Raw genomic sequence first — 16237 nt, 5'->3', positions numbered from 1 at the left:
ATATAACTATACTATTACCACTAATATATATTAAATTTTCGTAAATAAATTATTAATTACAATTTGGCTTTCACAAAAAACAACGCCAAAAATTGATAATTTATGAAGAAATTACTTACATTTATTGGAGTAGCCTTAATTAGCGGTTCTATGTATTCGCAGGGTTCTCCTGATTACGGCAGCGGATTAAAAATAAACCTCAATCCTGAGGGAAACAAATTCATCAGATTTATTTTGTGGGATCAGCTTTGGCTAAGAAACAGCTCCCTGAATCCTGGCAGCATGGTTGGAAATGAGCCAACAGATAACACATGGAACCTGGGAAACAGGCGATTGCGTGCTTTAACGTATGCACAGATCTCCAAAAGATATATGATCCTTCTTCATTTTGGAATCAATAATCAGACTTTCATCAACGGAGGGGCTTCAGGCACCTCAGGAACAGGAGGTTACGGAAACGGCAAGAAAACCCAGATGTTTTTTCATGATGCCTGGAATGAATATGCAGTTATTTTACCTGGAGAAGCAGGAAAATTCAGTTTATCTTTAGGAGCGGGACTTCATTATTATATGGGACTTTCCCGTATGACGATGGCTTCTACGCTAAATTTTCTTACAGTAGACTCACCGGTATTCTCCTGGCCACTGATCGATAATTCGGATCAGTTCGGAAGACAAATTGGAATGTTTGCCAAAGGTAAATATGGAAAACTGGAGTATCGTTTCAGCTTAAACAAGCCTTTTGCTACGGATCTTGTGCCCGCTAATGTAACCGATCCATCTAAAGCTGTAGCAGTAGACAATAACGGAAACCCAAGTTTCTCAAAAGCAGGATATGTTGAATACCAATTCCTTGATGAGGAATCCAACACCTTACCTTTCAAAGTGGGTTCTTACCTGGGAACAAAGAAAGTCTTTAATGTTGGAGCCGGATTTTATCACCAGGCGGATGGAACCCGAACTTCTGTTAACTCAAACGTAGAAAAGCACGATATTACTCTTTTCGCCGTAGATGCTTTTGCAGACATTCCATTGGGAGAAGCAAAAAACAAAATGGCTGTTTCTGCTTATGCCGGATATTACAACTACAATTTCGGTCCAAACTACATAAGAAACCTGGGAACCATGAATATTGCAGCTTCTGATCCTAATTTTACAGGTAATAAAGCTATTGCAGGACCGGGAAATCTACAACCCACTATCGGAACAGGTAATATTATCTACGCACAGGCCGGTTTACTATTGCCCAGCCAGGCAGAAAAGCCCAAAATAAGAATACAGCCTTTTGCTGCTTATACTCACAAAAATTTTGAAGCTTTTGATAAATCATCCTCTCAGTTTGACATCGGAGCCAATTGGTTTATTGATGGGCATCACGCAAAAATCACTACCCAATATTCCACAAGACCGGTTTACACCAATCCTACCGAAAGCCCTTCTTCAAAAGGAGAATTTATTGTACAGTTCCAAATCTATTTATAACCCAACATCAAGGTAAAAAAAATATAAGATGAATTAAGTTAAGTTCTGTTATGAATAAAACTTTCACTCATCCCTTTTTCATTAACATCAAAAACTAATCAATATGAGCGATAATCATCACGAAAGCTACGAGAATATGTCCGATAGGCAGAAAAACCGCACCATTTGGAGCGTCATCACGGCATCATCCCTCGGAACCCTTATAGAATGGTATGACTTCTATATTTTTGGAAGTCTGGCTATTGTTTTAGCCACTAAATTCTTCCCGGCAGATAATCCAACAGCAGCATTCTTATCTACACTGGCCACTTTTGCGGCAGGATTCGTGGTAAGACCTTTTGGCGCTTTATTCTTCGGAAGACTAGGAGACCTCATCGGAAGAAAATATACTTTCCTGGTCACTTTACTGATTATGGGATTTTCAACTTTCCTTATTGGGTGTATCCCAAGTTATGAAACAATCGGGTTCTTTGCTCCGGTGCTGGTTTTAATACTGAGATTATTACAGGGCCTTGCTCTTGGAGGGGAATACGGAGGTGCCGCCACTTATGTTGCAGAATATGCACAACCTCACCGAAGAGGATACTGGACTTCATGGATCCAAACAACTGCCACAGCAGGTCTTTTCATTTCACTGATCGTTATTTTGATTACCAAAACTTCGCTTTCTCCTGAAGAATTCGATGGCTGGGGATGGAGAGTTCCTTTCTGGATTTCAATTTTAATGGTAGGTGTTTCTTATATTATCAGAAAAAACATGAAGGAATCTCCGCTTTTTGCAAAGGCAAAAAGTGAAGGCAAAACTTCTAAAAACCCTTTAAAGGAAAGCTTCGGAAATAAATTTAATTTCAAGTTTGTTCTGCTTGCTCTTTTTGGAGCAGCAATGGGACAAGGGGTTATTTGGTATACGGGGCAGTTCTATGCCATGAGCTTCATGCAGAAAGTAATGAATATTGACTCTACCCAGGTAGATTATCTAATGGCAACGGCGCTATTTTTAGGAACTCCATTTTTTGTATTCTTCGGCTGGTTATCAGATAAAATAGGACGAAAAGCTGTAATGATGACAGGAATGCTGATTGCTATTTTAGCCTACAGACCTATTTATGACAGCATGTTCAAAAGCGTCAGCCTTGAAAATAAGACAGTTGCTGCCAGCGGAATTACAGAAAAAAGAACGGATAAGATTCACAATGACATTGCTACAGACAGCCTTGTTACCTTCCATAAAGAAACGCTTTTTACAGATGGAACCCTCATTAAAAAAGACAGTATTGTACACTGGTCACCAAGCGGCCCGGTAATGAAGGACGGAAAAGCTGAAGAACCAAAGGTTTCACAATCTGTAAAAGTAAGTGACAGCACAAAATGGTACTTAGTATTCTTAGTATTCATTCAGGTAATCTTCGTAACCATGGTGTATGGACCTATCGCAGCCTTCCTTGTTGAAATGTTCCCGGTAAGAATCCGTTACACCTCGATGTCTTTACCTTATCACATTGGAAATGGGGTATTTGGAGGACTTCTTCCTGCTGTAGCTACTTACCTTGTAACTACCGGAAAGGAAGCAGGACATGCCACATGGTATCTTGAAGGATTATGGTATCCAATTGGAGTAGCTGGAGTCTGCCTGGTCATCGGATTAATTTATCTTAAAAATAAGAACAATAATCTTCATGATTAAGCATTGAATCACTTAAATTTTTATTAATTTTAAAACTACTAAAATGAACGGACTAAAAAAAATATTTGGCATATTCTGGATCGCAATTGCAGCGGTCGTGGGATATTTTGGAATTACGGTAATGGGAATTCCTAAAATTACTTCAGGAAAACAGGAAGACCTGGTTTTTGGTATCATCATTCTCTTTGTGCTGATGCCGATCATCTCAGGCGGAATGGCTGTTTTCGGATATTATGCATTAACAGGAGAATATTCTGACGATAAAATTTAAAGCAATATAAAAACAGATAATTGATGGATGATATATTCATCAATTATCTGTTATCAATTATAGAAAATGGACATCACAATTAAAGCAATTCTCGTCCCTCTGAAGATAAAAGAGTTATTGATCTCATCCGTAGATTAAATACTTCTCTTAAGGAACTAAAATAGTTATGAAAAAAAGACATGAACAAAAACTGATTATTCTGAGCATTGGGTTAATGATTGCTTTCAGTATTCCTGTTTCACTGCTTTTCAATAGTGAGCGGGAAGTTTTCGGATATCCCATGATTCTGATCTACCTGTTTGTTGTCTGGATGATTTCCATCGTGATTTCCCTTGTAATTGTAAAAAAGTACAATGAGTAGCTTCGCTTTATTTTTTGTGGTGTTGTTTTACCTGGCTCTTCTGTTCTTAGTTGCCCATCTGGCAGAGAAGAAAAGAAGTAAGTTCTGGATCAACAATCCTTACATTTATGCATTGTCACTGGCTGTGTATTGTACAGCATGGACTTACTACGGAAGCATTGGAGTAGCTGCTACAAGCGGACTTAACTATCTGCCGATTTATATTGGCCCTGCCATGATTATTCCTGCCTGGATTTATATCAATACCAGAATTGTAAGAATTGCCAGAGTAAATAAAATAAGCAGCCTTGCAGATTTTATCTCATTACGGTACGGAAACAGCAGAAGCATGAGCGCTATTATCACTGTTGTCTGCTTATTAGCGATTGTACCTTATATCGGATTACAGATCAAAGCAATATCCGAAACATTTCATTTGGTAACAGAAACCCCGATGTCCAAAGATATCCTGACTGATAATGCAACATTTGTTGTTATTTTAATTGCTCTATTCTCTTCTTATTATGGAACCAGGTATGTAGATGCGTCAGAAAAAAGGCTGGGAATTATCTCTGCTATTGCGCTGGAGAGCTTTTTAAAATTATTTTTCATTATTATTCTTGGGCTTTTTGTGATCTATTATGTTTTTGACGGATTCAATGATATCTACCAGAGAGCAAGTCATTTCGAAGATTTCAAAGAAAAAAATACATTCAACGGTATTGAAGGCGCAATGAACTGGATGGTTTTATGCATGATCTCTGCAACAGCCATCTGCATATTACCCAGACAGTTTCACACTGCAATTGTTGAAAACAGACAGGAAAAACATATCAGAACAGCAATATGGTTTTTCCCACTTTATTTACTGATATTTACTATATTCATTTTTCCTATTGCCTGGGGCGGAAGGCTTATCTTTGACGGTGAAAAAGTTAACCCTGAATTCTACTCTATTTTAATTCCGCAGCATTTTGACAATACTTTAATTACTGTTCTGGTTTTTCTCGGAGGGCTGAGCTCATGCATCTCCATGATTATTATTTCCGCCATTACTTTATCTATCATGCTTTCCAACAACCTTATTATTCCTTATGGACTGCTTGGAAAACTGAAGTCTGAAAACGAGACACAAAATACAAGAAGTATCACCACCATCAGAAAATTCAGCATTTTCGCACTGATTATCATGGCTTTTGTTTTCTACAAATATTTCATTTTAAAAACATCGCTGGATTCTGTTGGGCTAATCTCGTTTGTTGTGATCGCACAGCTGGCACCAGCATTTTTTGGGGCTATATTCTGGAGAAGAGGCAGTTATAAAGGTGCTGTAATTGGGTTGGCAGCCGGACTGGCGATCTGCTATTTCGGATTGATTATCCCTCAGTACTACTTTTCATATAATCAGGAATTCAAAGGTGTTTTAAGAGATATGTACAACTCTTTTGATTTTTTCACGATCTCTTATCTGGGAAGAATTCCGCAGATTTTTTTCTGGTCAATTCTTGTCAATACAGGTTTGTTCACTATTATTTCTGTAAGTACTAAAGGAAATTACCGTGAAAGAAACTTTGCTGAGCTGTATGTAGACATTGATAAATACATTCAAAATCACGAAAACGCTTTTATCTGGAGAGGAACCGCTTATATTTCCGATATCCAGAACATTCTGGAAAGATTTTTAGGTAAAAACAAGACCGAACAGGCATTGAGAATTTTCAATTTAAAATACAATATTGATTCTAAAACAGAGACTGCCGATTCAAGATTCATTAAGTTTTCAGAAAACCTTCTGGCCGGAAGAATAGGAACAGCTTCTGCTAAAATTTTAATTGAAGGCGTAACCAAAGAAGATAAAATATCTCTGAAGGAGGTTTTAAACATCCTGGAAGAATCTAAAGAAAATATCATTTTAAACAAAAAGCTTACAGAACAGTCTGAAGAATTGCAGAAACTTTCTGACGACCTCAGAACCGCTAATGAAAATCTCATCGTTAAAGACCGCCAGAAAGATGATTTTCTGGATTCTGTTGCTCATGAACTGCGGACCCCGATCACCGCTATCCGTTCAGCAGGGGAAATTCTGGCTGACGATGATGATATCCCTTTTGAAATAAAACAGGAGTTTTTAAACAATATTATTACAGAGTCTGACCGGCTCAGTGAGATCATCAATGATATCCTTTATCTTGATAAGCTTCAGCATGGGGAGATCTCTTTGAATATTCAGCAAAATAATATTCTTGACACTTATAAAAAAGCATTAAGCCCTATTTTACACCTGATACAGCAGAAAAACATCCATTTAAGTGAAGTCAATCTCCTGAACCGGGTTATATTTGAATATGATGAAGCCAGAATGATCCAGCTTCTTCAGAACATCTGGGGGAATGCTTTAAAATTCACAGATGAACAGGGAACAATACAGACTAAATTGTTTGAAAAAGAAAATCAATTGGTAATTACCATTTTCAATACCGGGAAACACATTCCTGAAGAGGATCTGGAAATGATTTTCGACAAGTTTTATCAATCCAAAAATCAAAATATATTAAAACCTACAGGAAGCGGACTTGGTCTTGCAATTTCAAAGAAAATAATACAAGCCCACAATGGAAGTATAAAAGCTGAAAACAGCGGCCTTGGAGTTACTTTTTCCATTACCCTTCCTGACAGAATACTAAACGAGATTAGAAATGAAGTTGAACACCTTTAAAAAGCCTTATGAAAAAGATAATCATTGCGGATGATGAACACAAAATACTCATGTCCCTGGAATACAGTTTTAAAAAGAACGGTTACGATGTTTATATTGCCCGTGACGGAACAGAAGTTCTGGAATTTTTAAAAACAATGGTTCCGGACGTAATTCTGCTCGATATCATGATGCCAAACCTTGATGGATACAGCACATTAGACCTCATTAAACAGGATGAAAACCTGAAAGACACAAAAGTTATCTTCCTGAGTGCAAAAAATAATCCGAAAGATATTGAAAAAGGTCTTGAAATGGGTGCTGACGCTTATGTAACAAAACCCTATTCTATTAAGAAACTGATACAGCAGATTGAAGAGATGTTTTAGAAAAAGCTATCATCCTTGTCTAGGTTTTAAATCCTGGCATGGATAACAAAAAATATAAAAACACGATTATTGATATGAATACAGATATTTTATTTAAAGAAAGCATAGAAGACAAGGAAAAGTTCTGGAAAGAACAGGCCGAAGCCATACAATGGTTTAGATTCCCGCAGCAGATCCTTTCAAACGATCCCAATGATTATCCGCAATGGTTTGCTGATGGAAAGCTTAACATGTGTTACTTGTGCATTGACAAACATATTGAAGATGGCTTTGGAGATCAGAATGCAATTGTTTATGATTCACCAGTAACAGGCCAAAAGACAATATACACTTTCCATCAGGCTAAAGAAGAAATCTCAAAATTAGCAGGTGGATTAAATTCTTTAGGATTAAAAAAAGGAGATACTGCTGTTATTTATATGCCCATGATTCCGCAAACTCTTTTTGCCATGCTCGCATGTGCCAGAATCGGAATCATCCACAATGTAGTTTTCGGCGGATTTGCACCTCATGAACTGGTGGTAAGAATTGATGACTGTAAGCCCAAAGTGCTAATCACGGCCACTGCAGGAGTAGAAATTGCCAAAAGAATCCCTTATCTCCCATTGGTAGAAAAAGCCATTGAGCTAGCTCAGGATAAAGTAGATAATATTGTTGTTTACAACAGGAAACTGGTAGATAACCAGCATGAAATGTTTGACGGACTGATTGATTATGAAGAGCTGATTCAAAAATCAGCACCTGCCGACTGTGTTTCAGTAGAATCTACCCATCCACTCTATTTACTTTACACCTCAGGAACTACAGGAAAACCTAAAGGAATTGTTCGTGATACCGGCGGCTATGCCACAGCATTAAAGTTCTCCATGAAATATATCTACGGCATTGAACCGGGAGAGACCTATTGGGCTGCATCGGATTTCGGATGGGCGGTAGGACACAGCTATTCTGTTTATGGACCGCTCCTTAATAGAAATACAACAATTATTTTTGAAGGAAAGCCTATTATGACACCTGACGCAGGAACTTTCTGGAGAATTATTTCAGAATATAAGGTTTCTGCCATGTTCACAGCTCCTACCGCCATCAGAGCCATCAAAAAGGAAGATCCCGATGGTGAGCTGGTGAAAAAATATGACCTGTCAAACTTCAAAAAACAATTTCTTGCCGGGGAACGGTGTGATGTAGCTACCCTGGATTGGTTTGCTGAACATATTGGTGTTCCGGCTATTGACCACTGGTGGCAGACAGAATCCGGATGGCCGATGTTAGGATTATTAACCTTTGACGAAAATTATAAAATCAAAAGAGCCTCTGCCGGAAAACCTATTCCAGGATACGATATCAAAATTTTTGATGAAAACGGGCTGGAGCTGGATCCACATCATGAAGGTTACTTAGTGATAAAACTTCCTCTTCCACCAGGAGCTATGCTGGGAATCTGGAAAGATTACGCCCGATTTGAAAACAGCTATTTATCACAATACAAAGGATATTATTTCTCAGGAGACGGCGCTATACAGGACGAAGACGGCTATATTTTCATTACCGGGCGGGTGGATGATGTTATTAATGTAGCCGGCCATCGGCTTTCAACCTCAGAAATGGAAGAAATTGTCTCCTCACATCCTGATGTTGCAGAATGCGCTGTTGTGGGTATTGATGATGATCTAAAAGGTCAGGTTCCTTTTGCTACGGTTGTTTTAAAGAATGGTGCCTCTATTACTGAAGAGGAATTGGAAAAGAACATCGTCCAAATGGTTCGCGAAAAGATTGGCGCTGTAGCTTTTCTGAAAAACGCAATGGTTGTCAAACGATTACCTAAAACAAGATCCGGAAAGATCTTAAGAAAACTGATCAGAACACTACTGGATGGAAAAGATTTCCAGATTCCTTCCACTATTGATGATGAAAAAATCATCGAAGAAATCCAGGAAAAGATCCGTGAATATAGGGCTTAAACAAAAAATTAAACATATATTTAAATATCATTTTGATTTAAATTATTCCCAAAACTTAAAATCAAAAACAAACTATCAATACAATTCAAATTTCAAAAAAAACAAAAGGGATATGAGAAATTACTTAATAGAAGATTTACCACAATATTTTGAAGATTATAAAAAGTCTATCAAAAATCCGAAGAAATTCTGGGACAAGGTAGCAGATCAAAACTTTGTCTGGTACCAGAGATGGAGCAAGGTTGTTAAGTACGATATGAATGAAGCTAAAATTGAATGGTTCAAAAATGCCAAACTTAATATTACCAAGAACTGTCTGGACAGGCATCTATCCATAAGAGGAGACAAAACCGCCATTATCTGGGAGCCGAATGATCCGAAAGAAGAGGCACAGCATATTTCCTATAATGAATTATACACCCGCGTCAATAAAACAGCCAATGTTTTAAGAGATATGGGTATTGAAAAAGGAGACAGAGTATGCATTTATCTTCCAATGATCCCGGAACTTGCCGTTACCATGCTGGCGTGTGCTAAACTTGGGGCCGTTCATTCCGTTATTTTCGCAGGATTTTCTGCCTCTGCGGTATCTTCAAGAGTGAATGACTGTGAGGCAAAAATGGTAATTACCTCTGATGGAAGTTACAGAGGAAGCAAAGTGCTGGATCTTAAAAGTATTGTTGATGAAGCGCTGGAGAAGACTCCAACCGTTGAAAAAGTGCTGGTAGTTAAGAGAACCCACAACAAAATCAAAATGAAAGAAGGAAGAGATTACTGGTTAGCAGACCTGTATGAAAAAGCTTCCCCTGATTTTGTAACGGTTATTATGGATTCTGAAGACCCTCTTTTCATTCTTTATACTTCCGGTTCTACCGGAAAACCTAAAGGAATGCTTCATACCTGCGCCGGATATATGGTATACACCGCCTATACCTTTAAAAATGTATTTAATTATAAGGAAAACGATATTTATTGGTGTACAGCAGATATTGGCTGGATCACCGGCCACTCCTACATTCTTTATGGACCATTGCTGAATGGGGCCACTACCGTAATTTTCGAAGGCGTTCCTACGTATCCTGAACCGGACCGTTTCTGGGAAGTGATAGAAAAACATAAGATCACCCAGTTCTATACCGCTCCTACCGCTATCCGTTCTTTAGCCAAAGAAAGCACAGAATGGGTGGACAAACATGATCTGAGCTCTTTAAAAGTAATCGGATCTGTAGGAGAGCCTATCAATGATGAAGCATGGCACTGGTTTAATGACCATGTCGGCAAGAAAAAATGTCCTATTGTTGATACCTGGTGGCAGACTGAAACAGGAGGAATTATGATTTCGCCGCTTCCTTTTGTTACTCCTACCAAACCTACTTACGCTACCCTTCCTCTCCCGGGAATTCAGCCTGTTTTGATGGATGACAAACGCAACGAAATCACTGGGAATCAGGTTACCGGGAATTTATGCATCCGTTTTCCATGGCCGGGAATTGCAAGAACCATCTGGGGCGACCATCAAAGATATAAAGAGACTTACTTTACCGCTTTCCCTGGAAAATATTTCACTGGTGACGGCGCTTTGAGAGATGAAGTGGGCTATTACAGAATTACAGGACGTGTAGATGATGTTATCATTGTTTCCGGGCATAATCTTGGAACAGCACCTATTGAAGACAGTATTAACCAACACCCTGCTGTTGCAGAATCCGCAATTGTAGGCTATCCTCACGACATCAAAGGAAATGCTTTATATGGCTTTGTGATGCTTAAAGAGACAGGAGAAAGCCGTGATAAGGAAAACCTGAAAAAGGAAATCAATCAACTGATTTCCGACCAGATCGGACCTATCGCCAAACTGGATAAAATACAGTTCGTTTCCGGACTTCCTAAAACACGTTCCGGTAAGATCATGCGTAGAATCCTTAGAAAAATTGCTGAGGGTGATTTCAGTAATTTTGGAGACATCAGTACCTTATTGAACCCTGAAATTGTAGATGAAATTAAAAACGAAAGAGTGTAATTACTTTTAAACAGCAAAATAAAGAGATCATTTCCATGTGAAGTGATCTCTTATTCTTTTATGAGAAATTTGAACTTCTGAATTGTGCTGCAAACCTTCAGATATAATCCAGTAGTTATTAAATTGGCTTAATCTGGACGAACAGCCAAAAAAAATAATCAAAAATTAGAGTTAAGTGACAAAAAAAATTCACAGTCCCCATGATCAGAAGATTTTACAAATCCTTATTATTTTTGAGAATTTGAAAAAAAATTAGTAAATCAACAAATTCAAACGCACGTTCAATAGATATTCTCAAACATTTTAACATTATATTATAGATGAAATATTAGAATATAAATTTTATTGCATTTATATAAAAAAATAAGGAAATTTTCAGTAACTTTAATCAAAACTTTAAAACCCATTAATTATGTCAAATATATTAGCTGGGCTATTTGAGCACCATAGCGATTACAAAAAGCTTGAGAGTGATCTGGAAAATTCAGGAATTCCTAGTTCAGATTACATTGTATACCTTAGCAGTGAAGCAAGTAACGCCCAATACCTGGCAAGTGTGGCGGTAAAGGACAGCAGCCAGGCGGATAGTGCCCAGAGCATCTTCAGGCAAAATGCTGTTATTAAAACTTATTTATTCGAAAATATGAGCATTGATGAGGCCAATTATGATACAATTAAAAAGTATATTGATGCCAGAAACAAAGCCGAAATCCACAACAGCCCTGATATTAAAATTAAATCCGCCAGTGACGGTATGAATTCAGAGGTAAAATTTTAATCAACATAAAACTAAATAACCGGAAATCCGTAGTGCGTACTACGGATTTTTTTATGTTTGAAAAAAGTAAAAATTTTCGTATTTTCGTCTAAATATAGGCATCTGCACAAATGAGTTACGATTTAGAACAAGAGAACAAAGAGATCCTTGCAAGATATAAGGATCTGATTTCTAATACATACAGAACACTGGATGAGGAAAACAACAAGCTTATCCGAAAAGCATTCGATATTGCATTGGATGCTCATAAAGACCAAAGGAGAAAATCCGGGGAGCCTTACATCTATCACCCTATCGCTGTAGCCAAAATTGTAGCAACGGAGATCGGTTTGGGGGCTACCTCTATTGCCTGTGCATTGCTGCATGATGTAATTGAAGATTCCGATTACACCTATGAAGACCTGAAAAAGATCTTTGGTGAAAAAATCGCCAGTATCGTGAATGGATTAACCAAAATATCCATCATGAACCATCAGAATATCTCTGTACAGTCAGAAAACTACAGAAAGTTACTGCTTACACTATCTGAAGATTTCAGGGTTATTCTGATCAAAATTGCAGACCGTCTTCACAATATGCGGACGCTGGAAAGCATGGCTCCGGACAAACAGAAAAAAATTGCGTCAGAAACAGTTTATATCTATGCTCCCATGGCACACCGTCTTGGATTGTATAACATCAAATCTGAACTGGAAGACCTTTCTTTAAAATACAATAATCCTGAAGTATATAATGAGATCACGGAGAAATTGGAACTGGCCAAGGAAAACCGTGAAAGATATATTGAGGAATTCAAAACTGAAGTTTCTGAGCGACTGAAAGAAGAAGGCTTAAATTTTACCATCAAAGGCCGTGCGAAAGCTATTTCTTCCATTTACCGAAAAATGCTGAAGCAGGGAGTTTCCTTTGAAGAGGTTTTTGATAACTACGCCATCAGAATTATTTATAAATCGGATGCCAAAAACGAAAAATTCCTGGCATGGAAGATCTATTCCATCGTTACGGATGTTTATCACAGTAATCCTTCAAGAATGCGTGACTGGATCACCCAGCCCCGCTCTACAGGATATGAAAGTCTGCACCTGACCGTTCTGGGGCCTGATAAAAAATGGATTGAAGTTCAGATCCGTTCAGAACGAATGGATGAAATTGCTGAAAAAGGGGTTGCCGCACATTACAAATATAAAGAAGGTTATAAACAGAGTTCGGATGACCGTAATTTTGAAAAATGGGTTACAGAGATCCGTGAGGTGCTTGAACAGCAGCAGAACCTTTCTACCTCTGAGCTATTGGATAATATCAAGCTGAATCTTTATTCAAAAGAAGTGTTTGTATTTACTCCAAAAGGAGAAATTAAGATCCTTCCTACCAATGCAACGGCACTGGATTTTGCTTTTTCAGTTCACTCCGACCTGGGAATGAAGTGTCTGGGCGCTAAAATTAACGGAAAGCTGGTTCCTATTTCCTATGTTCTTCAAAACGGGGACCAGGTGGATATTCTGTCTTCTCAGAATCAAAAACCGAAATCGGACTGGCTGGAATTTGTAGTAACCTCCAAGGCCAAGTCTAAGATTAAAAGCTACCTGAATTCTCAGAAAAATCAGCTGGTAGAAGATGGAAAAGAGATTTTACAGAGAAAACTCCGTCATGCAAAAATCAATTTCAATGATGATGAAATTAACAAACTGCAAAAATTCTTTAATTTAAAATCGTCCCAGGAACTGTTTCTTAAATTCCAAAGCAATGAACTGGATGCAAGCAGTTTAAGAAAATATATTGAAAGTAAGAATGTGTTTAACAACTTACTTTCCAGATTCAGAAAATCTCCGTCTAAAAATCTTCACTTCGAGGAGCCGAAAGAGCAAAACCTTGATATGATCGTATTTGGAAAAGATGAGGAAAAACTGAATTACAGCTATGCAAAATGCTGTACAGTTATTCCGGGAGATAAGATCTTCGGATTCATTACCATTTCCGACGGAATTAAAGTGCACAGTGACAACTGTCCGAATGCCATTAACCTTAGGGCTCAGTATGACTACCGTGTCATTCCTGCTAAATGGGTAAATGCAGAAAGCTTTAAGAACAGAGTAAAAATTGAGATCGAAGGCCTTGACAGAATGGGTATGATTAACGATATTACAACAGTTATCAGTGGAAGCATGGGTATGGATATGAAAAGTATGTCTATTGAATCCAACAACGGAGTTTTTACCGGAAACATCAATCTTGAAGTCAAGAATAAGGGGCAATTGGAGGAAACCTTCAAGAAGCTCAAGAGTATTAATGGAGTCTCAAGAGTGAGACGACTACAATCATAAATATGAATTTATCACTTTATTTTAAAAAATTTTTCAACAACAGCCAGGCCTCAGGAATTGTCCTTATTTTCTGTGTGCTTATTTCGTTACTTATTGCAAATTCTTCTCTTGCCGGAAGTTTTCAGAACTTTTTGGATAAGGAAGTTGGAACCCACCTGTTTCATCTGAACTATCCTGTAAGCATCTGGATCAATGATGGTCTGATGGCTATATTCTTCCTTTTAGTAGGATTGGAAATTAAAAGAGAACTCGTAGAAGGTGAACTTTCTTCTTTCAAGAATGCCTCATTGCCTATTTTTGCTGCAGTTGGCGGAATGCTGGTACCTGCAGTTATTTACAGTATCTTCAACTCCGGGACGGAATACAGCAATGGCTGGGGAATCCCGATGGCAACCGACATTGCTTTTTCTTTGGCTATTATTTCAATGTTAGGAAAGAAAATTCCCAATTCAATCAAAATATTCCTGGCAGCATTAGCCATTGTGGATGACCTGGGAGCTATTCTTGTGATTGCTATTTTTTATACTGACCAGATCCACTGGAGCTATCTCCTGCTCTCTTTTGGAGTAACAGCACTGCTGTTCATTTTAAATTTTTTAAAGGTTACCAAAACAATATTTTATATTATTCCGGGATTGTTTTTATGGTATTTTCTGCATCACTCCGGCATCCACGCAACCATTGCAGGGGTTTTATTAGCCTTTTCAATTCCTACCAATGCTTCAAATGTAGAAATATCACCATTGGAAAAACTGGAACATCAGCTTCACATTCCGGTAAGCTTCTTAATTATGCCTGTTTTTGCCTTAACGAATACCAATATTACTTTTTCAAGTGAAATGGTAGCAGGTGTTACAAGTACATTAGGATTGGGGATTATCTGCGGATTGGTTCTTGGAAAGCTGATCGGAATCAACCTGTTCTCTATGATCGCCATCAAATTAAAACTCAGTTCCCTGCCTCAAAACAGCAACTGGACTCAGATGATTGGCGTAGGTCTTCTGGCCGGAATTGGATTTACCATGTCCATTTTTATTGCCCTGTTATCATTTAAAGGAGAAATTGTAATTCAGGATGAAGCAAAATTTGCAATCCTGATTGCTTCTTTTGTTGCAGCCATTCTAGGATTTACGATATTAAGTCTAAGCTCTAAAGGAAATATGGAACCGGAAGAAGATTAATTCTTTTTCTGGTCTTCCAATTTTCTCCTGTGTTCTTCATCACTTTCAAAATCCGGCTCTGTAACAGGAGTATGATAATTAACTGCTTCCTTCTGAATTTCATCGGACAGCAGCTTTTCTATTCTAAGCTTTCTGATCGCCATATTCAGTTCATTTCCAAAGAGTAAAAGGTAGACATTCACATTCACCCAAACCATCAGCAGGATCATACTTCCAATGGAGCCATAAAGAACGTTGTAGCGGGCAATATCTTTCACATAGATCGCAAAAATATAGGTTGTAAGCACAAATAACACCGTGGTAAGAACTGCTCCCGGAACCGCCTGTCTGAATCTGGTAATTTTCACTGTTCCCAGCCAGTAAAACAAGGTTAAAAGAATAAAATAAAATAACGGAAAAGAAACAAAACCAATGATGCTGGAAAGATTATCCACCAGCCAGCTTACATCATAAGCAGGAGTAAAAAGTTTCATTACAACTTCTACATAATAGACCCCGAAAAGGGCTAAAAACACAATGGTAATAAAACCAATTGTAATAAAGAATGAAAGGATAAATTCCTTTACATCACTTAGCTTTTCTTCTGTATTTTCATTAAACCCGTTAATCAGGGAGAAAGTACCATTGGTTGCAAAAATAAGCGCCAGTACAATGGTCAGATTACTGATCCCTTTCATATTGGGGATAATACTGGTTTCAATATAGCCTCTTACATCCCCTTCCATATTGGATGGAAAAACATTATGCATCAGTACATCAAAAATATAAAACTGCAGCTTGTCATAATGCGGCATATAAGGTAATACGGAAAGCAGGAACAGGATAAAAGGGAATAAACTTATGGTAAAGCTCCAGGAAATAGCAGCGGCTTTTCGCCCTATTTTCCCTTTAAAAATCCCGGAGATATAGATCTGAAACATCTGCCAAAGCGATATTCCCAAAACAGGAATATGAATGTTATCAAAAAAATCTTGAATCTTCAGAATAAAATTAGGAACTTTTATACCCATCTATTTGCTTGTCTTTTTACAAAGGTAGGGGAATTAAATTAAATAAGTGAAAGAAAAGGAACTGTAAACCGGGGAGAAAAATGCACGAAAAGAAATGAGAACTTA

The 16237-nt window shown here is 37.9% G+C and carries 12 protein-coding genes; 11 read left to right on the top strand and 1 reads right to left on the bottom strand.

All coding sequences use genetic code 11. The features are described from left to right. Positions 1-102: 102 nt before the first annotated feature. The 11 genes from EG339_RS14730 (at position 103) to nhaA (ending at position 15122) form a co-directional block, all read left to right on the top strand. Complete coding sequence (locus tag EG339_RS14730) at positions 103-1482, top strand: porin (RefSeq protein ID WP_123870732.1); 1380 nt, start codon at positions 103-105, stop codon at positions 1480-1482. 103 nt (positions 1483-1585) lie between these two features. After that, a complete protein-coding gene (locus tag EG339_RS14725; protein ID WP_123870731.1) occupies positions 1586-3166 on the top strand; it encodes an MFS transporter in 1581 nt (526 codons plus the stop codon). Between the two features lie 43 nt (positions 3167-3209). Continuing rightward, positions 3210-3437 carry a DUF6814 family protein gene (locus tag EG339_RS14720; RefSeq protein WP_123870730.1) on the top strand — a complete coding sequence of 76 codons (228 nt, stop codon included), beginning with the start codon at positions 3210-3212 and terminating at the stop codon, positions 3435-3437. A 166-nt stretch (positions 3438-3603) separates the two neighbouring features. Further along, on the top strand, positions 3604-3798 hold the full coding sequence (locus EG339_RS14715) for a hypothetical protein (RefSeq protein WP_123870729.1): 195 nt from the start codon (positions 3604-3606) through the stop codon (positions 3796-3798). Continuing rightward, positions 3791-6493 (top strand): ATP-binding protein, encoded by a 2703-nt coding sequence (locus tag EG339_RS14710; protein WP_123870728.1) that lies wholly within the window; start codon positions 3791-3793, stop codon positions 6491-6493. The genes EG339_RS14715 and EG339_RS14710 overlap by 8 nt, the downstream gene beginning before the upstream one ends. Before the next feature lie 8 nt (positions 6494-6501). Beyond that, positions 6502-6861 carry a response regulator transcription factor gene (locus EG339_RS14705; protein WP_123870727.1) on the top strand — a complete coding sequence of 120 codons (360 nt, stop codon included), beginning with the start codon at positions 6502-6504 and terminating at the stop codon, positions 6859-6861. A 74-nt stretch (positions 6862-6935) separates the two neighbouring features. Beyond that, on the top strand, positions 6936-8822 hold the full coding sequence (locus EG339_RS14700; RefSeq protein ID WP_123872690.1) for an AMP-binding protein: 1887 nt from the start codon (positions 6936-6938) through the stop codon (positions 8820-8822). Positions 8823-8934: 112 nt separating this feature from the next. Beyond that, entirely contained in the window at positions 8935-10842 is a 1908-nt protein-coding gene (gene acs / locus EG339_RS14695) for an acetate--CoA ligase (RefSeq protein ID WP_123870726.1), read from the top strand. A gap of 412 nt (positions 10843-11254) precedes the next feature. After that, complete coding sequence (locus EG339_RS14690) at positions 11255-11620, top strand: hypothetical protein (RefSeq protein ID WP_123870725.1); 366 nt, start codon at positions 11255-11257, stop codon at positions 11618-11620. A gap of 110 nt (positions 11621-11730) precedes the next feature. Further along, positions 11731-13941, top strand: coding sequence for a RelA/SpoT family protein (locus tag EG339_RS14685; protein ID WP_123870724.1), 2211 nt, complete (start codon positions 11731-11733; stop codon positions 13939-13941). Between the two features lie 2 nt (positions 13942-13943). Further along, positions 13944-15122: a Na+/H+ antiporter NhaA gene (gene nhaA / locus EG339_RS14680; protein WP_123870723.1), complete on the top strand. Its 1179-nt coding sequence runs from the start codon at positions 13944-13946 to the stop codon at positions 15120-15122. On the opposite strand, the gene EG339_RS14675 is transcribed toward nhaA, so the two are convergent. Continuing rightward, a complete protein-coding gene (locus EG339_RS14675) occupies positions 15119-16132 on the bottom strand; it encodes a YihY/virulence factor BrkB family protein (RefSeq protein ID WP_123870722.1) in 1014 nt (337 codons plus the stop codon). The genes nhaA and EG339_RS14675 overlap by 4 nt on opposite strands. Positions 16133-16237 lie beyond the last annotated feature (105 nt).

It is taken from the genome of Chryseobacterium bernardetii, from assembly GCF_003815975.1.
Taxonomy (GTDB): Bacteria; Bacteroidota; Bacteroidia; order Flavobacteriales; family Weeksellaceae; genus Chryseobacterium; species Chryseobacterium bernardetii.
Note: the sequence above shows the minus strand (reverse complement) of the source record. Positions and strands in the feature narration are given on the sequence as shown.